Raw genomic sequence first — 19,250 nt, 5'->3', positions numbered from 1 at the left:
AAGAGCAGGATCAGCCACATGACCCACAGGCGGACGAGGACCTGCTGCGCCACCTGGCCCCGCAGGTCCTCGGCGCGCTCGTCCGCCGCTACGGACACTTCGACGCGGCCGAGGACGCCGTACAGGAGGCCCTCCTCGCCGCCGCACGCCAGTGGCCCGCCGAAGGCCGCCCCCGCAACCCGCGCGGCTGGCTGATCCGGGTCGCCTCCCGCCGGCTCGTGGACCAGCTGCGCGCCGACGACTCCCGCCGCCGCCGCGAGGAGACCGCCGCCGCGCTGACCCCGCGCGACGCCTTCACCACCCCGCCGCCGGGCGAGGACCGGGCCCCCGCCGAGGACGACACGCTCACACTGCTCTTCCTGTGCTGCGGAGCCGAACTCTCCCCCGAGGCCCGGACCGCGCTCACCCTGCGCGCCGTGGGAGGTCTCACCACCGCCGAGATCGCCCGGGCCCACCTCGTCCCGGAGGCGACGATGGCCCAGCGCATCAGCCGCGCGAAACGGCGGATCAAGGCATCGGGGGCGCCGTTCGGCCTCCCGGAGGCGCAGGAGCGCGCCGACCGGCTCGCCGACGTGCTGCACGTCCTCTACCTGATCTTCAACGAGGGCCATACCGCCACCTCCGGCCACGACCTCCGGCGCGCCGACCTCGCCACCGAGGCGATCCGCCTCACCCGCTCCGTCCACCGCCTGCTCCCCGCCGACGGCGAGGTCGCCGGGCTGCTCGCCCTCATGCTGCTCACCGACGCCCGCCGCGCCGCCCGCACCACCCCGGACGGCGGCCTGGTCCCGCTCGCCGAGCAGGACCGCACCCGCTGGGACCGCGCCGCCGTCGCCGAGGGAGTCGCCCTGCTCACCGACGCCCTCACCCGCACCCGGCCCGGCCCCTACCAGCTGCGCGCCGCGATCGCCGCCGTCCACGACGAGGCCGCGAGCGACGAGGACACCGACTGGCCGCAGATCCTCGCCCTGTACGAGGTCCTGATCCGGATCGTGCCCGGCCCGGCGGAGCAGTTGGGCCGCGCGGTCGCCGTGGCCATGGTGCACGGACCACGCCGGGCCCTGGCCCTGCTGTCCGATCTGGACGCCGACGGCCGGCTGGCCGGGCACCACCGCCTGGAGGCCGTACGGGCCCACCTGCTGGAGCGGGCCGGCGACCTGCCGGAGGCCCGCGCCGCCTACGCCAGGGCGGCCGGTCTCACCCTCAGCATCCCGGAGCGGCGCTACCTCCAGACGCGGGCGGCCCGTATCGCCGGGTGACCGGCGGCGTCCGCATGACGGACACGCCACACGGCTGTCAGACCCGCCGCCTACTCTTGATCACGTGAGCCCGACCCCTGACGCCATCGCCCCCGAACGCCCCCTCGCCGAGATCAACGCCGACATCCGCTGCCTCTTCGCCCGAGCCGAGGGCCGCCTGTCCGACGCCGAACGCGTGCGTCACGCGAAGCTGCTCCAGGAGTGGGCCGCCGCGATAAGGGCCTCGGTCGTACCGGCCGCCTGACGATGCCCCGAACCCCGCGCACCCGGCCCCCGGCCGGGTCCGCGCGGCGGAACCCCACCCCCGCCCTCGCGCCGGACCGATGATTCCCCGGGCCGGCGGCAGTCTTCTCCCACGAGCTCCCCGAGCACCCGTACGCGAGAGAAGCGAGATGGTGGACATGAGCGACCCGCACGGCCCGAGCGACCTGCACGGCCTCCTCCAGGCACACACCGAGGACGGCACCCTCCCCGGCGCGGTGGCACTGATCGCCCGCGGCGACGACGTCGAGGTCGCGGCCGCCGGCTCCGTCGACACCGGCGGCTCGGCCCCCATGGCCCGCGACTCCCTCTTCCGGATCGCCTCGATCACCAAGCCGGTGACCGCCGCGGCGACGATGATGCTGGTCGAGGACGGATCGCTCGCCCTCGACGCGCCCGTCGCGCGCTGGCTCCCCGAACTCGTCGCGCCCATGGTCGTCCGCACGCCGTCCTCTCCCGTCGACGACGTCGTCCCCGCCGAGCGCCCGATCACCGTCGAGGATCTCCTCACGTTCCGCGCGGGATACGGCTTCCCCTCCGACTTCTCCCTCCCCGCGGTCCAGCCGCTCTTCGACGAGCTGAAGCAGGGGCCGCCCCAGCCGCAGCAGGTCGCCGCCCCCGACGCCTGGACCGCTGCCCTGGCCCGCATCCCGCTCCTCCACCAGCCGGGCCGGGCCTGGCTGTACAACACCTGCTCCGACATCCTCGGAGTCCTCCTCGCCCGCGCCGCCGCAATGCCCCTCCCAGACCTCCTGGCGGAGCGCGTCTTCGAGCCCCTCGGCATGACCGACACCGGCTTCGCCGTACCGCCGGCCCGGCTCCACCGCCTCACCTCCTCCTACCGCGCCGCCCCCGACGGCGGAGCCCCCGAACTGCTCGACGCCCCCGACGGCCAGTGGGCCCGTCAGCCCGCCTTCCCCTCCGGGGCGGGCGGCCTCGTCTCCACGGTGGACGACTGGCTCGCCTTCGGCCGGATGCTGCTCGCGGAGGGCGCGTACGGCGGCGGGCGGCTGCTCTCCCCGGAGTCCGTGCGCCGGATGACGACCGACCACCTCACGGCGGAGCAGCGCGCGGGAGGAACCCTCTTCCTGGAGGGCCAGGGATGGGGCTTCGGCGGCTCGGTCGACGTGGACCGCCTCGACCCGTGGAACGTCCCCGGCCGCTACGGCTGGATCGGTGGCACCGGCACCGCCGCCCACGTGGTCCCCGCCACCGGCACCGTCGCCATCCTCCTCACCCAGCTCGAGCTGAACGGCCCGTCCTCACCCGCCCTCATGCGGGAGTTCTGGCGGTACGCCGCCGCGCGCCGCTGAGGGGAGGGGGTAGCGCCGCGGGGACGGGGCATCCGGAGGACATGGAGACTCCCACTCAACTCCGCGAAGAACCGGGGAAACCGGCGAGATCCGGCTCCCGCCGGCTGGTGCGGACGGCAGCCGTGCTCGTGGTCCTCGCCGCGCTGCTCGTCATCGCGGGCCGCTTCAGCCTCGTCCCCGGCTTCGGCGGGCTCTTCGGCGACGAGACCCGCGACCGGACGGGCCCCGCCGTGCTCAAGTCGATCCAGGACATGAGCCGTTACGAGGGCGCGGCCGGGAACTACCAGGTCGTGGTGGACCTGGAGAAGGACGCGAAGCTGCTGCCCGACGCCATCCGCGGCACCCGCACCCTGTACATCGGCGCCGGCACGGTCAGCGCGTACGTCGACCTCGGCCGCCTCGGCGAGCAGAGCGTCACCGTCAACGAGGACCGCACCGAGGCCGTCCTGAGGCTGCCGCACGCCGGCCTCGGCGACCCCGCCCTCGACCCCGCCCGCTCCTACGCGGTGTCCAAGGAACGAGGACTCCTCGACCGGCTCGGCGACTTCTTCTCCGGCAACCCGTCCGGCGAGCAGGCCGTACAGAAGCTCGCCGTCCGGCACATCGCCGACGCCGCCCGCGACAGCGGCCTCACCCAGCGGGCGGAGAAGAACACCGCCGCGATGCTGGAGGGGCTGCTGCGCTCGCTCGGCTTCAGCCGGGTCACCGTCACCTACGTGTAGACGGCCCGCCGCCGGTGACCGGGGAGCTCCCGGCTACGGCGGCGGACCCGCCGCCGCTCAGGCGCTCCCGCAGCAGCCGCTTGTCCGGCTTGCCGCGGGCCGTCAGCGGGACCTCCCGCTCCCAGAACACCGCCGTGGGCCGGTGGGCCGGAGCCAGCGCCTTCTCCACCAGGTCACACGCCTCCGCGGCCGTCTCCGCGCTCCCGGTCCAGCCCGCGGCCGGCACGAGGAACGCGCACACCTCCTCGCCCGTCAGGTCGCTGTGCCGGCCCACCACCACCGCCCGCGCCACTCCCGGATGCCGGGTCAGGGCCGCCTCGACCGGGACGCAGTACACGTTGTCCCCGTCGACCATCACCACGTCCTTGACCCGGTCGTCGAGGAACAGGTACCCGTCCGGCCCGAGGTGCCCCAGGTCTCCGGTCCGCAGCCACCCCCCGCTCAACGCCCCGTCCGTCAGGTCGGGCCTGCCCCAGTACCCGGCCATCATCGCCGCCGAGCGCATCCACACCTCGCCCGTACGCCCGCCGGACACCGCCGCGCCCCGCTCGTCGCGGACCTCCACCTCGACGCCCGCGACGGGCCGGCCGGCCGAGGCCAGCAGTTCCGGCCTGCCGGTCACCGCGGCCTCGTGGTCGGCGGGGGTCAGCCGGCAGATCACCGCCGCCTCGTTCATGCCGTAGCCCTGTTGCCACCGTCCGCCCCAGCGGGACACCGCCTCCCGCAGCCGCTCCGGGTGGACGGGCGAATCGCCGTACGAGACCGCCTCCAGACCGGGCACGCCCGCGGCGGTCTCCGGATCGTCCAGCAGGCGGTACACCATCGAGGTGGTCAGGTACGTCGACACCCGCCCCAGACGCCGGCAGGCGGCGGCGAACTCCCGTGGCCCGAAGGGGTCGAGGACCTCCACCCGGCCCCCGGCCCGCAGTTGTTCCACGCACCGCCCGCCGGACCGCTGGGCCAGGGACGTGACCGACAAGTAGACCGGCTCCGCCCATCCAGCGTCGCGCGCGGAGTTCCGCGCGGCCATCGCGCCGAAGGTGGAGGCCACGCCCTTGGGCCGTCCCGTGGTCCCGCCGGTGTACGTCACGCGGGCCACGTCGTCCTCGCGCGCCCGTACGGGAACCACCGTGCCCTCCCGCGCATCGGCCCGCCGCAACAGCTCGTCCAGGCCGAGCCGGGGGACCCCGGTGGCCGGCACCGGTACGTCGTGCACCACCAGGCCGGGCCGGCAGTCCCGCAGGATGAACTCCAGCCCGTACAGGGCGGGTCCGGCGAGCACCTGCGTCAGCCGCGCGCCCAGCACGTGCGCGGCGAGGCGTACCGTCAGCGCCTCGGCGCGGTTGCGGCCCGTCACGCAGGCGAGTCCCGACCCGCGCCGGACGCCCGCCTCCGCGAGCGCCCCCGCCAGCCGGTACACCGCGTCCAGCAGCTCCGCGTACGACGCGACCCGGGAGCCGACGCCGATCGCCGGCCGCTCCGCGTGCCGCTCGAACGACTCCATCAGTTCTGTGACATACCGTGCGGCCACCACGTACGACCTGCCTTTCCGTGCGTTCCGGCCGACCGTACAGGCCGTCCGGAGCGTGCCGCGCTGCCGGCCCGGGGCGTCGGGCGCACACGGCTGATCGGGTGAAGCTGCGGAACCTGTCGGAGGTCCGGGCGTTGATCAAGGCGCTTACCACCGTGCGCTCGTGCAACAGAAAGACCTTGAACCATGATGATCAAGAAGATGATGGCCACCGCCGCCGCCACCGCGTCGATCCTGGGAGCCGGCGCCGCCGTCGCCGCCCCGGCCATGGCCATCGGCAACGACAACGGGATCAACACCGTCAACGGCAACGGTGCCCAGCAGATCTACGGCAACCAGAAGACCGCCGGTGACCTGAGCCCGCAGCTCGGCCTCGTCCAGGGCACCCTGAACAAGCCCTGCATCGGCCTGCCGGCCAAGGTCAACGCGCAGTCGATCCTGGCCCTGGTCAACGTCGGCGTCCAGGACATCAATGTCCTGTCCAACCCGCAGAACCAGCAGTGCACCGAGAACTCCACCCAGGCCAAGGGCGACGAGCCGCTCTCGCACATCCTCAGCAACATCCCGGTCCTCTCGGGCAACCTCTCCGCCGGCAGCTGACGCAGTCCCCTCTGCGAGCCGGGGCCTCCGACGCCCGCGCGAGTGCCCACGGGGCCCCGGCTTGTCCCACCCGGATCCACGGATCCGGACCTTCCGCAGGCGTGCGCCGGCCGCGAGGCCGTCCAGGCGGGCACCGCATCGCACAGCACAGAGCCTCCCGTCCCTCGTCAGGGGCAGGGGGCTCCGTGGTGTGCGCGGCGCGTGGTGTGCGCCGCGCACCGGCCTTCAGAAGGGCCTGGCCGGCAGGTACTTGCCGTCCAGCGTGATGACGGCGCGCTCGCCGCCCTCGGGGTCGGCGACCTTCCGGACGTCCAGCCTGAAGTGATCGCGCTGATGATGCCGTCGCCGAACTGCTCGTGGACCAGGGCCTTCAGGGTGGTGCCGTACACCCGGAGCTTCCCGTGGAAGCGGTAGATGGTCGGGTCGGTCGGGTCGGTCGGGATGCCGCCGGGGGTCGAACCCCGCGTCGGCACCGCCGTGAGCCGTACGGCGTCCTCGACCAGGTCCAGCAGCGCGGCAACCGCCTTCGCCGAGACCTCGGGCAGGGCGCGCTGGCCCAGCAGGGCGGCGGTGACGAAGGCCACCGACAGTCCGTCGGCGTCGGCGAGGGCCTGGCGGACGGTGGGGTCGAACTGGGCGTGGAGCATGGGGGTTTCCTTCCGGGAAGGGGTGAGGGGCGTGGGGCGGGACGGGGAGGTCGCCAGGCCGGGGGAGGGGCGGTCCGGGTCAGGCGGCAGGACCGCCGCGGGGGCCGCGACCTCCGTGACGCCGCCCGTGGGGATGTCGTGGACCCGGCCGCGCACGTTCTCGCGGACGAGCGCCTCCAGCCGGCCCGGGCCGACGACGACCCGCACGTGCGTCCCGTCCCGCTGGAACCCGCGCTCCCGTCCCGCACGGTGGTGCTGCCGCGCCGGGAAACGCGTTACGAGAGCGCCGCGGTGCGGGCCTTCACCGACCTCACCCGCGCGCTGGTCCGCGCGCGCGGCTACCCGCCGGCCCGGGCTCCCGCGTCCCCGCCGGCGCACGACACGGCCGAGGGCACGGCGGTCCTTGCCTGCCCGGCCGGGGCATGTCTAGCTTCGGGGCATGACCACTGATCCGCAGCGCTTCGAGATCCTGCTGGTACCCGGACACATCGAGAACCTTCGAGGCGCCGAGCCGGCGGCCAAGGCCCTGCGGTCCGCCGTGGTCGAGGCCACGGGCGAGACGGGCGCCTCGGGATACCCCCGCTACCGCGGCCAGGGCATGGAGGCCGACATCGATCCGCGCACGCGCACGGTGGAGGCCCTGCTCGTCGACGGCTCGGAACTGGACTACGGACTGACCGCGCTGGTCGCGCCCGAGCGTCGGGAACCGGAGCGTCGGGCCTGAGGGTTGGCCTTGAGGGGCGGGCCTCAAGGCCGGGCCTCAGGGTCCACCGACCGGTGGACGCGAAGTTCAGTCTGCCGGACGTCATGGCCGCCCGGGCCCGCCCAGCATGATCCAGGTATGACCCAACTACCCGTCCGTATAGCCCGATGGAGCGCCCGGCACGCAGGGCGAGCGATTGCCGGCTGGTTCGCCTTCGTCTTCCTCTGTCTCGGTGCCGGCATCGCCGCCGGCACCCACCAGGCCACCTCCGAGGACTTCCGCGTCGGCGAGGCCGGCCGCGCCGAGACGATCGCGGCCGACGGCGGCCTGGAGCGCAGGCCGACCGAGCAGGTACTCATCCGGTCCCGGTCCGGCCCGCCGGACGCGTCGGCGGCGGACGCCGCCGCCCGGGACCTCACCGAGCGCATGCGCCGACTGCCCCAGGTGGACCGTGTGGCGGCCCCCGTCCGCTCCGCCGACGGCGCGGTCCTGATGGTGTCGGTGGTGATGAGGGGACCGGAGCTCGACGGCAAGAAGAACGTGGTCCCGCTCCTCGAACAGACGGCCAGGGTGGCCGCGGGCCACCCGGACCTCATCGTGGAGGAGACGGGCTCCCCGGCGATCAGCAAGGGTGTCAACGACCAGCGCGGCAAGGACCTCGCGCTCTCCGAGCGCATCACACTGCCCGTCACCCTCGTCACCCTGCTGCTCGTCTTCGGTTCCGTGGTGATGGCCGGAGTCCCGCTGCTGCTGGCGCTCTCCTCGATCGCGGCCGCCCTCGGACTGTCGATGCTCGCCTCGCACCTCCTGCCCGACCCGGGTGTCGGCACGAACATGATCCTGCTGATCGGACTCGCCGTCGGCGTCGACTACACGCTGTTCTACCTCAAACGGGAACGCGAGGAGCGGGCCCGCGCACAGGGCAGGCTCAGCTCCGAAGCCCTGGTCGAGCTGGCGGCCGCGACCGCCGGCCGGGCCATCGTGGTCTCCGGGCTCGCGGTGATCGTCTCCACCGCCACCCTCTACCTGGCGGCCGACGTCATCTTCTCCTCCCTCGCGACCGGCACCATCCTCGTGGTCGCGGTGGCCGTCGCCAGCTCCCTCACGGTCCTGCCCGCCCTCCTGGTGAAGATCGGGAACCGGACCGAGCGCCGGGCCGAGCGCCGGGCCGAGCGCCGGGCCGAGCGCCGGGCCGAGCGCCGGGCCGAGCGCCGGGCCGCCCGCTCGGCTGACCGCCGGGCCGGGCACGGCATCCCCGACCGGGTACACCGGCCCCGGCCGGGCAGGTCCCGTAGGCCGGGCTCCGGGGGCCAGGCGGCCGACGGGGTGACCGGGCGGCTGTCCGGCGCCCTGCTGAAGCCCGCACGCAAGCACCCCGCGCTCACTCTGTGCCTGTCCGTCCTGGTGATGCTCGGGCTGGCCGCACCTGCCGTCGGCCTCAAGCTCGTCGACCCGGGACGGGACACCTTCTCCCGGGACATCCCCGCCATGCAGGTCTACGACCGGCTGGGCGCCGCGTTCCCCGAACTGAGGACCCAGCACCGCGTCAGCGTCCGCTCCACCCCGGAACGTGCCGGAGAGGTCCGCGAGGCCCTGGGCGCGCTCGGCCGAAGCACCCAGGGCGATCCGCTGTTCGCCCAGAACACCGAGCCCAGAATCCTGACCTCCACCGACGGGCGGATCAGCGTCCTCGAACTCGCCGTCCCGTTCACCGCCACCTCGGACGAGGGAATCGCCTCGCTCACCCGCCTGCGCAAGCACCATCTGCCGGCGACGGTCGGCGCTCTGGCCGGAGTGGAGGCGGCCGTTTCGGGCGACGTGGCCCGCGGCCGTGACTACGTGGACCACGAGAAAGGCAAACTGCCCCTGGTCCTCGGCTTCCTGCTGCTCGTGACCTTCCTGATGACGCTCTGGGCGTTTCGTTCGGTGGTCATCGCCCTGATCGGCGTCTTCCTCAACCTGCTGTCCGCCGGAGCGGCACTCGGTGCGCTCGTCGCGGTCTTCCAGGGCACCTGGGCGCAGGACCTGCTGGGCTTCCAGTCCCTCGGGGCGATTGCCTCCCGGGTCCCGCTCTTCCTGTTCGTCATCCTCTTCGGACTGTCCATGGACTACCAGGTGTTCGTCGTCAGCCGGATCAAGGAGGCGGTCGACCAGGGCATGACGGCCCGGGAGGCAGTCGTGGACGGCATCAGCCGGTCCGCCAAGGTGGTGACCAGCGCGGCCATCGTGATGGTGACGGTGTTCGGGGCCTTCGTCGCCCTGCACCTCACCGAGATGAAGCAGATGGGGTTCTGTCTGGCCCTCGCCGTCCTCCTCGACGCCGTGGTGGTGCGCCTCATGATCCTGCCGGCCCTGCTCCTGCTCCTCGGCGAGCGGGCCTGGCGCCCGCTGGGCCGATCGCGTCGGACTCAGGGGGAGGGCGCTCCGGCGACGGGGAACGCGGGGAAGAATGATGCGGGAGCCCTAGAGGCCGACGTACACCCTGCGCAGAACGTAGGCTGACGATCATGCTGCAACGGCCACGCGACGGCGACCCGTTCTGGATATGGATGCTCCACTGGTGGGACATCCTGTCGTGGGCGGTCATCGGCCTGATGTTCCTGCTCACCGCACTCGCGGACCTCCCGGGCGCGGTGAAGTACGGGTCGCTGGCGCTGCTGGCCCTGCTCGCCCTCAGCTACACCACGGTCCGAAGGATGCCCGGCAATTCGGTACGCGGGGGCTACGCCCATCTGATCGTGCTGCTCGTCGCCCTGGGTGGGCTCTCGTACCTGCGCGACGGCTACGGGGTGCTGTACACGCTGGCCCTCCCGCAGTTCGTCATCTTCGTCGACGAGCTGCGGGCAGCGATCATCCTCAGCGGCCTGGGCGCCACCGCCATCACCCTCGGCGCTACCCTGCGCCAGGGCTGGGGGACGGAGCACCTCACGACCAACACCGTCTCCTCCCTCGCCGTCTACGCGGTGAGTGTCCTGATGGCGCTGCTCACCCCGAGAGCGCTCGCTGCCCGCGACGAACGGGTCAAGCTGCGCGCCGACCTGGAGACCGCCCAGCTCGGACTGGCGGAAGCGCACCGGCTGCGGGGCGCGGCCGAGGAGCGTGAGCGCCTCGCCCGTGAGATCCACGACACCCTTGCGCAGGGGTTCGCCTCCATCATCGTGCTGGCGGAGGCGGCGCGTTCCGGCCTGGAGACCGAACCCGCGCGCAGCGCCCGGCAGTTGCGGTCCATCGAGCAGACCGCCCGGGAGAACTTCGCCGAAGCCCGCGTTTTGGTCGGCGCGGCCCCGCAGAGCGGGCTCACCCCCGGATCGTTCGCGGCGACCCTGCGCCGAACCCTGGACCGCTTCACCGAGGACACCGGGCTCACCGTCGTCGCCGACCTCGCGGAGGTCGAGTGCGACCAGCCCACCCGGATCGCTCTGCTCCGCTGTGCCCAGGAGTCCCTGGCCAACGTGCGCAAGCACGCGGCCGCCTCCACCGTGGACGTCGTCCTGGCACCGCGGCCGTACGGTGTGGAGCTGGAGATCACCGACGACGGCCGGGGCTTCGCCGTCGAGCAGGCCCGAGGCTTCGGCCTGGGGGGAATGCGCAAGCGCCTCGCCGAACTCGGCGGGGAGCTCTCGGTCACCAGCTCGGTCGGCGACGGCACCCGCGTCCTGGCCCTGATCCCCGTGAACGGTGAGGCATGACATGACCCACGTACCCCTGCGCGTCGTGGTGGTGGACGACCATACGGTGATGCGGGCCGGTGTCGTCGCCCTGCTGGCCTCGGAGCCCACCGTCGAAATCGTGGGCGAGGCCGGGGACGGCCGCGCCGCCGTGGAACTGGTCGGCCGGCTGGCACCGGACGTCGCACTGATCGACCTGCGGATGCCGGTACTGGACGGGGCGAGTGCCACCGCCGAGATCACGGCCGGCCCCTCGAAGACCCGGGTGCTGATCCTGACGACCTACGACACCGACGAGGAGATCGAGCGGGCCGTCGAGGCCGGTGCGATCGGCTACCTGCTGAAGGACACCACCCGGGAGCAGCTCGTCGACGCCATCCACTGCGCCGCGCGGGGCGAGACCGTCCTCGCGCCGCGGGTCGCGGAGCGGCTGGTGGCCCGGATGCGCAGGCCCGCGGTGGTACCGCTGACCGCCCGCGAGGTGGAGGTGCTGAACGCGGTGGCGGACGGCCTGTCGAACGTGGAGATCGGCCGCCGCCTGGTCATCGCCGAGGCCACGGTCAAGACCCACCTGCTGCGGGTCTTCGCCAAACTCGACGTCAGCGACCGGACCCACGCGGTCGTCATCGCTCTGGAGCGCGGTCTGCTCGTCCGCCGCTGACCCCGTCCCGTCCGCTACCTCCCGTGCGTGCCGCGGTGGCCCGGGTGAGGCGGACGGCGGTGCCCGAGGCCGCCAGCGCCTCGCGGACCAACGCGTGCGCGGCCCGTGTCAGCGGGAGCTCTGTCTCCGGGCCGGGCTCGGGGCCCGGCGTCGGCCCGGGTCCCGGCGGGGCGCCGGGGGGCTTGTCCTCGGGGGGCAGCGCCGCCGGGACCGTCGCCTCGCGGAGCAGCCGCGCGCACAGCCGCAGTTCAGCCGGATCGAGGGCCACCCGGGCGCGTTCGTACGGGCGGTGGGCCGTGATCCCGGCACGCAGCCGGGCGGCGGCCCCGCACAGGGACTCGAGGTCGTCGAGCAGTTCCGGGGCGGCCCCGCGCCGGGTGGCCAGCCGTGCCCGGGCGGCCCGCAGTTCGGACTCCGCCTCCTCGGCCCGGTTGACGCGGTACTCCCGCTCCAGCGGCGGGCCGAACTCCACGATCGTGGCGACCCGTTCCACGAACCGGGCGTGGGTGTCGAGCAGGGTGGCCACCCGCTGCGGGATCCTGCCCTCCTCCCGGGCCGGCCACATCAGCAGCGTCGCCGCGGTGGCGAGCAGCGCGCCCAGCATGTTGTTGCCCATCCGCTCGGCGAGGTCCACCCAGCCCAGCGAGCGGTCGAAGTCGGTGATCAGGAGCAGGAGCGGGGTACCGAAGACGGGCCAGAAGCCGTAGTTGAACTCCCGCACGGGACGGGCGACCGCGGCCAGCGCCGTCACGACGATCCCCTGCGCGAAGGGCGAACCGGGGGTGAGAGCGAGCAGCAGCGCGGTCAGCGCGCAGCCGGCGGCGGTCCCGGTGAGCCGTTTGACGACCCGGCTGCGCGTCGCGCCCCACGTGGGTCGCAGGGTGGTGAGGATGCCGATCAGCGCCCAGGCGGCATGCGGTACCGCCAGCAGTCCGAGCGCGATGTACGCGGCTGTGAAGCACAGGCACAGCCGGACGGCGTACCGGACCTGGGGATCGCCGGCCACGACGGCCGCACGCGGCGACCGGCGGTCCCCGGCCGCGGGAGCCGGGGGCGGGGCCGGGGCCGGCCCGTACCGGCCTCCCACGAAGGGAGTCAGCAGGATCAGCGCCGCCCAGAGGCCGCCGGCGGCGAAGACCAGCAGGTGCGCGCCCGGACTGAGCCCGGGCTGCGGCGTGGCGCCCGTGACCAGCACGATCATCGGCGTGATCCCCACCCCGGGCAGCGGCACGAGCAACGCCGCCACGGCGGACACGGCGGCGGTGGCCCACAGGTTTCCCGACGTCAGCATGCCGACAGCGTGGGCCGCGGTGAGCATCGCCACCCGGAAGGCGAACTGCCGGACCCGGCCGGCGGGGTCCGGCGCCGGGGCGGCCAGCGAGGTCAGGAAGGCGGCGAGGGTGAAGACGACCGCGGCGCCGGACCGGCCCGTGGCGGCCCCCGCCATGACCGGAACGCCGACCATGACGGCGGTGCCCAGCGCGAGGTGCACGTCGAACCGGGCGGATGCCTCACGGGAGAGGTAGACCCCCCAGAGTCCCCGCAGGGAGTGCCCGGCCCGTCGCGCCACACCCGATGCGTCCACGCGGGAATGCTAAGTCAGACCGGGTATTCACGTCGTATGTCCCTTATCGTCGTGTCATGGCCGGGGAACACCAGCCCGGGGCTCAGCGTTCCGGCGATCAGCGGCGCTCCGCGCCACGGTCGGCGGCCCGCGGGCCGAGGGCCTCGTCGTGCGGCCCGAGCGGGCCCTGAACCGAAGGAAGCTCCCCCATGACCGACCTCAGCCTCGACGCGCAGACCGCCCTGGTCCTGATCGACCTGCAGAAGGGCATCCTCGCCCTCCCCACGGCCAAGCCCGCGGACGAGGTGCTGAAGCAGGGCATCCGGCTCGCGGAGGCTTTCCGGGCCCGGAAGCTGCCCGTCGTCCTGGTGAAGGTCGCGTGGTCCGCGGACGGGAGCGACCTGCCCACCACCGCAGTCGACCGCCCCGGCCCGGCGGCCGCGCCCCCGGCCACGTTCTCCGAGATCCCGTCCGAACTCGCCTCCCTCGGCGACATCGTCGTCACCAAGCGGCACTGGGGCGCCTTCACCGGAACCGAGCTGGACCTCCAGCTGCGCCGCCGCGGCGTCCACCGCATCGTCCTGGCCGGCATCTCCACCAGTGTCGGCGTGGAGTCCACCGCCCGTACCGCCTGGGAGAACAGTTACGAGCTGGTCTTCGCGGAGGACGCCACCGCCGACACCGACGCGGAATCCCACGCGCACAGCTTCGGCAAGATCTTCCCGCGCATCGGCCGGGTCGCCAGCACCGCCGAGGTCATCGCCGCACTGGACGCCTGAGCGAACGCGCCGGCCCGGCCCCCTCGTCGAGGGGACCGGGCCGGTGTCACACGGTCAGGCGGGCCTCAGCTCACCTGGAGCGCGACGTCGTCCACGACGTAGGAGGTCTGGAGGGACTGGTCCTCCACGCCGTTGAACTTGAGCACGACGCTCTGGCCGGCGAACCGGGAGAGGTCGTACGTCTTCTGCGTGTAGCCGGTGTTCGCGTCCAGGTTGGACAGGGTGTCCAGGGTCTGGCCGCCGACCGAGACGGTGAACCGGTCGTAGACCACGTTCTCCGTCTCGTCCGTGTCGATGTGCAGGAAGAACGACAGCTGGTACGCGGAGCAGCCGGACGGGATGGTCAGCGTCTGCGCGGCGCTGTCCGTACGGGCCGAACCCCAGCCGTTGAGCCAAGCCTTGTAGCTGCCGCCGTGCGGGGCCTGGCCGGCCTGGTTGGTGATCACGCCGGAGGTGGCGGTCCACGGGGTGGAGCCGCTCTCGAAGCCGCCGTTGACCACGAGCTGGCGCGGGGTGCAGGTGCCGCCGCCACCGCTGACGGTCAGCGTGTAGGTGGTGGCGTGGCTGACGGTGCCGGAGCCGGTGACCGTCAGGGTGTAGGTGCCCGGCGCGGTGCTCGCGCCGACCTGCACGGAGAGGGTGGCGGAGTTGCCGGACTGCACGGACGTCGGGCTGAGCGTGGCGCTCACGCCCGCCGGAGCCCCCGAGACCGACAGGGCGATCGTCTGCGCGGCGCCGCTGACCGTGGCGGTGTTCACCGTCGCGGAGGTGGAGCCGCCGGGGGCGGCCGTGCCCGCGGACGGGCTGGTGCTCAGCGAGAAGTCCTGCGCCGGGGTCTCGCCGCCGACGGCCTGCTTCCAGACGGCGTACGCGACGCCGTCGGCGCTGCGGTCCAGGACCGTGGCGCTGATGTTGTTCGTGGTGTCGCAGGAGCTGTGGTAGCAGGGGTCGTAGGCGGCGTTCGCGGTACCGCCCCACTTGGTGGCCTGCGCCGAGGTCTTGCGGGCGCTGGCACCGGCCGCGTAGCCGGAGGTGGGGATGCCCGCCTGCTGGAAGGAGTAGTCGTCACTGCGGCCCTGGCCCTCGGTGTTCTCCTCGGGCGCGAGGTTCAGCGAGGTCCAGTACGCCTTCAGCGGCGCGGCGGTGGCGGAGTTGACGTTGTTGATGAAGTAGCCGCCATTGGTGGAACCCACCATGTCGAAGTTGTAGTACGCCTTGATGGCGCTGCGCTGGGCGCTGCTCAGCTGGTTGACGTAGAACTTCGAGCCGTTCAGGCCCTGCTCCTCGTCCGTCCACCAGGCGAAGCGGACGTGCTTCGTCATCGTGGGGTTCTTCTGCGCGAGGACGAGGGCGTTCTCCAGCAGCGTCGCGGAGCCCGACCCGTTGTCGTTGATGCCGGGGCCGGCCGAGACGCCGTCGAGGTGCGCGCCGAACACGACGGTCTGGTCGGCGGGTCCGCCGGGCCAGTCGGCGATCAGGTTGTTGGAGGGGTAGGTGCAGGAGGTGCAGTTCTGCTCGGTGACGGTGTACCCGGCGGCTTGCAGCTTGCCCTTCACGTACGCCAGGGACTGGGTGTAACCGGCGCTGCCCGCACGGCGGTTGCCGCCGTTCTGCGAGGCGATGGTGCCGAACTGGGCCAGGTGGGCCTGGACATTGGCCACGCTGATGTTCGGAGGGTCGTTGGGGGGCTGGGTCCCGCCGACGTTCAGGGCGAAGTCGACCGTGTGGGAGAGCGTGGAGCCCTGGCCCTTGACGACGACGGTGGACGCGCCGGGGGCGGCGTTGGCCGTGGCGGTCAGCGTCAGCACGGAGGACTGGCCGGACTGGACCGTGGCGGGGTTGAAGGAGGCGCTCACCCCGGCGGGCAGCCCGCTCGCGGTGAGGGTCACCGACTGGGCGGTGCCGGTGGTGGTGTTGGTGGCCACGGTCGTGGTGACCGAGGCGCCCTGCTGCACGGTGCCCGAGGAGGGGTTCAGGGCCAGCGAGAAGTCGTTGTTCTGCCCGCTGGGCGTACAGGTCGGGTCACCGGCCTGGGCGGGAACGCTGATGGCGTCCCAGGCGGCCTTGGTCTTGACGAACAGGTCACAGGTGGCGGGGTCCAGGGACTTCGCCGAACTGAGCGTGGCCGTACGGTACTTCTTGTAGGACATGCTGCTGGTCTTGAGCAGCATGCCGCCGTAGAAGACCTTGCCGGCGTTCTGGACGCCCACGCCGGTCAGGGTCGTCTGGTTGCAGGTGGAGCTGCTGGGCTTGCCGCCGCCCGGGCTGGTGCCCTCGGCCAGCAGGTAGAACCAGTGGTTGAGCGGGCCGGCCGCCGCGTGCACCTCGGTGCCGGGTATCGCGGAGCTGTAACAGGCCGGGTCGTTGTTGACGGCGGGCGGGTTGTACATGTTCCGGATCGGCCCGCGGCCCTGGAGGTTGATCACCTCGCCGACGGTGTAGTCGGGGGTGTCGTACGGGGAGGGCTGGTTGATGTACGCCTCGGTCAGCGCGCCGAAGATGTCACCGGTGGCCTCGCCGAGCCCGGACTCCTGCCCGCTGGTCCCGCCGGGGGTGTTGGAGTCGATGGCGTGCCCGTACTCGTGGGCCACCACGTCCACTCCGGCGATCCACTCGTTGGCGCTGTTGCGGCCGATGGTGACCTGGCTGCCGTCCCAGTAGGCGTTCAGCTCGCCCAGCCCGACCTTGGCGGGGAAGCTGCGGCCGTTGCCGTTGACCCCGTTGCGGCCCAGCCACTGCCCGAGCATGTCCCACTGCTTCTGCGCGGCGAACATCAGGTCGACGCAGCCGGTTTCCTTGGACGTGGGGTTGCCGGTGCCCCAGGAGTCCGAGGACTTCGAGAAGACCGTGCCCGTGCTGTAGTCCGCACAGCTCAGACCGGTCCGGTTCGGGTCGCGCAGCGAGTACGTGGAGCCCGAGGCGGTGGTGTCGATGGTCAGCGGGTTCGGGCCGTTCCACTTGCTGTTGCCGCTGCCCGCCACGACGTCGTCGTAGCTGTCGACGAAGCCGCCGCCGCGCGCGTCCGTGAAGACGTGCAGCTTGCTGGGAGCCGTCTTGGTGCGGCCGGTGAGGACGGTCTCCCAGGCCAGTACGGGCTTGTCGTCCTTCAGGCGCACGACGAGCCGGCTCGACTCGACCTTGTCCACCGTGGCCAGCTTCGTCCGAGCGGTGGACTCGGCGGACTTGGCGGTGACGGAGGGCCGGGTCGCCACGTCGATCCGCACGGAGGAGGCGGACTGCAGGGCGCGCACCTTGCCCGCGCCGTCGGCGAGGACGACCGCGTCGCCGCCGACGACCGGCAGGCCGCGGTAGCTGCGCTCGTAGGCGACCGAGAAGAGGTCCTGCACCCAGGGGGTGACGAGGCGTCGTTCGTACTGCTCCTGTGAGGAGTTGACCAGTGAGTCGAGACCGCTGTTGACGGCCTGGTCCGCGGCGGCGACCGCGCGGGCGGCCGGGGAGTCCTGCTGTGACGGTGCGGGCTGCGCCTGCTGCGCTGCCGACGCCGTCCCGGCCAGGGCGCCGGCGAGGCTCGCGGTCAGCGCCATGGCTGCCACGGCTGCCGTCCATCTGGTGGGCTGCAACGTCCACTCCGATCGTGGGGGGGTGGGGAGGCGGGGATGGGGAACGTGCACGTTCGCCGCCGAGTATGGGCGTGTACATGGCGGGATCGGGACATCCCGGCAGGCATAAGGTCCGGGTTATGGTGCGGCGGCGGCCCGCTGCGTACGCTGCCCGGATGCAGCTGGAGTTGAGGCATCTGCAAGCCGTCTGCCGCATAGCGGAAGCGGGCAGCCTGGGGGGCGCGGCGCGACGCCTCGGTGTGTCCCAGCCCGCGCTCTCGGCCCAGCTGCGCCGCATCGAGAAGGTCACCGGCGGCGAGCTGTTCGTCCGCGGCCGCAACGGTGTCGAGCCCACGGCGCTGGGTCAGTTCGTGCTGGCCAAGGCGCGCCGGGTGCTCAGCGAGATGGACGCGCTGGGCGCCGAGGCGCGGGAGATCGCCACCGGCACCCCGCTGCGGCTCGGCTGCATCCTGCTGGTCCTGCTCGATGGTCTGCTGGCCCGCACCGACCGGTCCATGGCCGGCCGGGAGATCACGGTCGACCTGGAGGACTCGGTGACCGCGCTCGCGCGGATGCTGGGCGCGGGGCAGTACGACGCCATCGTGTACGGGGAGGTGAACGGCCACGAGGTGCCGCTCCCCGGCGGCAGCGCGGCCAGGACGCTGGTCCCGAAGGAGCCGTTCTGTGTGCGGCTGTCCGAGGCGCACCGGCTCGCGCACCGGGAGGTGATCGACCTGGCCGACCTCGCGGGGGAGTCCTGGATGACGCTGGTGGTGGACGACGACGGCGGCCCCGAGGCGCTCCTCGCCGCCTGCGCGAAGGCCGGGTTCACGCCGTCACTGCGCTACCGGATCACCGACCGCACGATGCACTACGCCCTGATCGCCGCGGGCCGCGCCGTCTCCCTCACCCAGCCGACGGCCCCGACGGCCGCGGGCACCGTGATGCGTCCCCTGCTCGGTGCGCCGGTCACCGGGCGGATCCGCCTGGCCTGGAACCGGTCCACGGTGTCGGCCCGGCAGGCGGAGCTGCTGTTCGAGGCCGCGGCCGGCGCCTATGTGGCCGACGTGGAGAACAACGCCTTCCACAAGGCATGGTGGGACGCGCACCCCGAGGCCCACCCCGCCCTGGGGTGAGGCCCCGCGCGGCGGAGGTCAGCGCCGCTGCGCGGTGAGCAGCAGGTACTCCCAGTCCATCGCCCCGTCCGACAGGTGGTCCGCGGCGAGTCCGTCGAGGGCGTCGTCCAGGGCGGCCGACCGGTCGGGGTCACCCTCGAGGTTGCGGTACACCGCGATCGTCGGCCCGTAGCAGGCCTTGAAGAACTCGCGGAACTCCGCGGGCCGCGCGAAGTGGTCCACACGCACCGTCCGGCGCTGGGCGACGACGTCGGCGACGCGGTCGCCGAGCAGTTCGTGGACGTGCTCCTCGTTCCCCCACAGCGGCGGCGGCTGGGCTCCGGGCGGCGGCGGGGGAGCGTAGGGCTTCATCGCGGCGAACATCCGGCCGACGAACCCCTCCGGGGTCCAGCTGAGCAGCCCCACGGTTCCGCCGGTGCGGCAGACCCGGAGCAACTCGTCGGCGGCGGCCTGGTGGTGCGGGGCGAACATGACGCCCACGCAGGACATCACCGTGTCGAACTCGCCGTCCGCGAACGGCAGCGCCTCGGCGTCCGCCTCCCGCCACTCCAGCTCGGCGCCGCGTTCGGCGGCCAGTGCGCGGCCGATCTCCAGCAGCTCGGGGGTGAGGTCGGACGCCACCACGTCCGCCCCGGCCAGTGCGGCCGGAACGGCGGCGTTGCCGGTGCCCGCGGCGATGTCCAGCACCCGGTCGCCGGTCCGTACGCCGCACTCGGCGACGAGTACGGATCCGAGCTGCGGGATGACGTGCGTGGCCACGGACGGATAGTCGCCGAGTGCCCACATGGCGCGGTGTTTGGCCTTCAGGGCCAGGTCGGCCGGGTCCGCCTCGTTCGCCTCGGTCAT

The 19,250-nt window shown here is 73.0% G+C and carries 15 protein-coding genes and 1 pseudogene; 11 read left to right on the top strand and 5 right to left on the bottom strand.

Annotated features, from left to right (window positions below; genetic code table 11):
• Positions 1–41 precede the first annotated feature (41 nt).
• From ABT106_RS18955 to ABT106_RS18940, 4 genes are all read left to right on the top strand, one after another.
• Positions 42–1,259 (top strand): RNA polymerase sigma factor, encoded by a 1,218-nt coding sequence (locus tag ABT106_RS18955; RefSeq protein WP_351278542.1) that lies wholly within the window; start codon positions 42–44, stop codon positions 1,257–1,259.
• A gap of 64 nt (positions 1,260–1,323) precedes the next feature.
• Positions 1,324–1,503 (top strand): hypothetical protein, encoded by a 180-nt coding sequence (locus ABT106_RS18950; RefSeq protein ID WP_351278532.1) that lies wholly within the window; start codon positions 1,324–1,326, stop codon positions 1,501–1,503.
• 157 nt (positions 1,504–1,660) lie between these two features.
• Positions 1,661–2,833, top strand: coding sequence for a serine hydrolase domain-containing protein (locus ABT106_RS18945; protein WP_351278530.1), 1,173 nt, complete (start codon positions 1,661–1,663; stop codon positions 2,831–2,833).
• A 41-nt stretch (positions 2,834–2,874) separates the two neighbouring features.
• The gene (locus tag ABT106_RS18940; protein ID WP_502979421.1) at positions 2,875–3,555 is read left to right on the top strand and encodes a DUF4230 domain-containing protein; all 681 of its coding nucleotides are present in this window, start codon (positions 2,875–2,877) and stop codon (positions 3,553–3,555) included.
• Here the strand turns inward: ABT106_RS18940 and ABT106_RS18935 are convergent.
• A complete protein-coding gene (locus ABT106_RS18935; protein ID WP_351278526.1) occupies positions 3,542–5,059 on the bottom strand; it encodes an AMP-binding protein in 1,518 nt (505 codons plus the stop codon). The two genes, ABT106_RS18940 and ABT106_RS18935, sit on opposite strands and share 14 nt — an antisense overlap.
• A 216-nt stretch (positions 5,060–5,275) precedes the next feature.
• Between ABT106_RS18935 and ABT106_RS18930 the strand changes: the two genes are divergently transcribed.
• Entirely contained in the window at positions 5,276–5,686 is a 411-nt protein-coding gene (locus ABT106_RS18930; RefSeq protein WP_351278539.1) for a rodlin, read from the top strand.
• Positions 5,687–5,911: 225 nt separating this feature from the next.
• Here ABT106_RS18930 and cynS read toward each other — a convergent pair.
• Positions 5,912–6,333: pseudogene (cynS, locus tag ABT106_RS18925) on the bottom strand (cyanase).
• 439 nt (positions 6,334–6,772) lie between these two features.
• Between cynS and ABT106_RS18920 the strand changes: the two are divergent.
• The 4 genes from ABT106_RS18920 to ABT106_RS18905 all read left to right on the top strand — a co-directional run bounded on the left by ABT106_RS18920 (position 6,773) and on the right by ABT106_RS18905 (position 11,365).
• Positions 6,773–7,057: a hypothetical protein gene (locus ABT106_RS18920; RefSeq protein WP_351278524.1), complete on the top strand. Its 285-nt coding sequence runs from the start codon at positions 6,773–6,775 to the stop codon at positions 7,055–7,057.
• A 117-nt stretch (positions 7,058–7,174) separates the two neighbouring features.
• Positions 7,175–9,538: an MMPL family transporter gene (locus ABT106_RS18915; protein WP_351278522.1), complete on the top strand. Its 2,364-nt coding sequence runs from the start codon at positions 7,175–7,177 to the stop codon at positions 9,536–9,538.
• A gap of 5 nt (positions 9,539–9,543) precedes the next feature.
• Positions 9,544–10,725 (top strand): sensor histidine kinase, encoded by a 1,182-nt coding sequence (locus ABT106_RS18910; protein WP_351278519.1) that lies wholly within the window; start codon positions 9,544–9,546, stop codon positions 10,723–10,725.
• A gap of 1 nt (position 10,726) precedes the next feature.
• The gene (locus tag ABT106_RS18905) at positions 10,727–11,365 is read left to right on the top strand and encodes a response regulator (RefSeq protein ID WP_351278516.1); all 639 of its coding nucleotides are present in this window, start codon (positions 10,727–10,729) and stop codon (positions 11,363–11,365) included.
• On the opposite strand, the gene ABT106_RS18900 is transcribed toward ABT106_RS18905, so the two are convergent.
• Positions 11,328–12,950: an FUSC family protein gene (locus tag ABT106_RS18900; RefSeq protein ID WP_351278514.1), complete on the bottom strand. Its 1,623-nt coding sequence runs from the start codon at positions 12,948–12,950 to the stop codon at positions 11,328–11,330. The genes ABT106_RS18905 and ABT106_RS18900 overlap by 38 nt on opposite strands.
• A gap of 188 nt (positions 12,951–13,138) precedes the next feature.
• Between ABT106_RS18900 and ABT106_RS18895 the strand changes: the two genes are divergently transcribed.
• The gene (locus tag ABT106_RS18895; protein ID WP_351278512.1) at positions 13,139–13,708 is read left to right on the top strand and encodes a hydrolase; all 570 of its coding nucleotides are present in this window, start codon (positions 13,139–13,141) and stop codon (positions 13,706–13,708) included.
• A gap of 65 nt (positions 13,709–13,773) precedes the next feature.
• Here the strand turns inward: ABT106_RS18895 and ABT106_RS18890 are convergent, their stop codons facing one another.
• The gene (locus ABT106_RS18890; protein ID WP_502979420.1) at positions 13,774–17,262 is read right to left on the bottom strand and encodes a M28 family peptidase; all 3,489 of its coding nucleotides are present in this window, start codon (positions 17,260–17,262) and stop codon (positions 13,774–13,776) included.
• Positions 17,263–17,444: 182 nt separating this feature from the next.
• On the opposite strand from ABT106_RS18890, the gene ABT106_RS18885 reads away from it, so the two are divergent.
• Positions 17,445–18,404, top strand: a complete 960-nt coding sequence (locus ABT106_RS18885) for a LysR family transcriptional regulator (protein ID WP_351278510.1) — start codon at positions 17,445–17,447, stop codon at positions 18,402–18,404.
• A gap of 18 nt (positions 18,405–18,422) precedes the next feature.
• Here the strand turns inward: ABT106_RS18885 and ABT106_RS18880 are convergent, their stop codons facing one another.
• Positions 18,423–19,250, bottom strand: coding sequence for a class I SAM-dependent methyltransferase (locus ABT106_RS18880; RefSeq protein ID WP_351278507.1), 828 nt, complete (start codon positions 19,248–19,250; stop codon positions 18,423–18,425).

Source organism: Streptomyces sp. NPDC002044 (genome assembly GCF_040296725.1).
GTDB lineage: Bacteria > Actinomycetota > Actinomycetes > Streptomycetales > Streptomycetaceae > Streptomyces > Streptomyces antarcticus.
Note: the sequence above shows the minus strand (reverse complement) of the source record. Positions and strands in the feature narration are given on the sequence as shown.

Excerpts from the sequence above, each read along its gene's own strand:
- ABT106_RS18935 (WP_351278526.1), bottom strand. The coding sequence starts at position 5,059 with ATGGAGTCGTTCGAGCGGCACGCGGAGCGGCCGGCGATCGGCGTCGGC.
- ABT106_RS18920 (WP_351278524.1), top strand. The coding sequence starts at position 6,773 with ATGACCACTGATCCGCAGCGCTTCGAGATCCTGCTGGTACCCGGACAC.
- ABT106_RS18915 (WP_351278522.1), top strand. The coding sequence starts at position 7,175 with ATGACCCAACTACCCGTCCGTATAGCCCGATGGAGCGCCCGGCACGCA.
- ABT106_RS18910 (WP_351278519.1), top strand. The coding sequence starts at position 9,544 with ATGCTGCAACGGCCACGCGACGGCGACCCGTTCTGGATATGGATGCTC.
- ABT106_RS18905 (WP_351278516.1), top strand. The coding sequence starts at position 10,727 with ATGACCCACGTACCCCTGCGCGTCGTGGTGGTGGACGACCATACGGTG.
- ABT106_RS18885 (WP_351278510.1), top strand. The coding sequence starts at position 17,445 with ATGCAGCTGGAGTTGAGGCATCTGCAAGCCGTCTGCCGCATAGCGGAA.
- ABT106_RS18940 (WP_502979421.1), top strand. The coding sequence starts at position 2,875 with ATGGAGACTCCCACTCAACTCCGCGAAGAACCGGGGAAACCGGCGAGA.
- ABT106_RS18930 (WP_351278539.1), top strand. The coding sequence starts at position 5,276 with ATGATCAAGAAGATGATGGCCACCGCCGCCGCCACCGCGTCGATCCTG.
- ABT106_RS18880 (WP_351278507.1), bottom strand. The coding sequence starts at position 19,250 with ATGACCGAGGCGAACGAGGCGGACCCGGCCGACCTGGCCCTGAAGGCC.
- ABT106_RS18945 (WP_351278530.1), top strand. The coding sequence starts at position 1,661 with ATGAGCGACCCGCACGGCCCGAGCGACCTGCACGGCCTCCTCCAGGCA.
- ABT106_RS18895 (WP_351278512.1), top strand. The coding sequence starts at position 13,139 with ATGACCGACCTCAGCCTCGACGCGCAGACCGCCCTGGTCCTGATCGAC.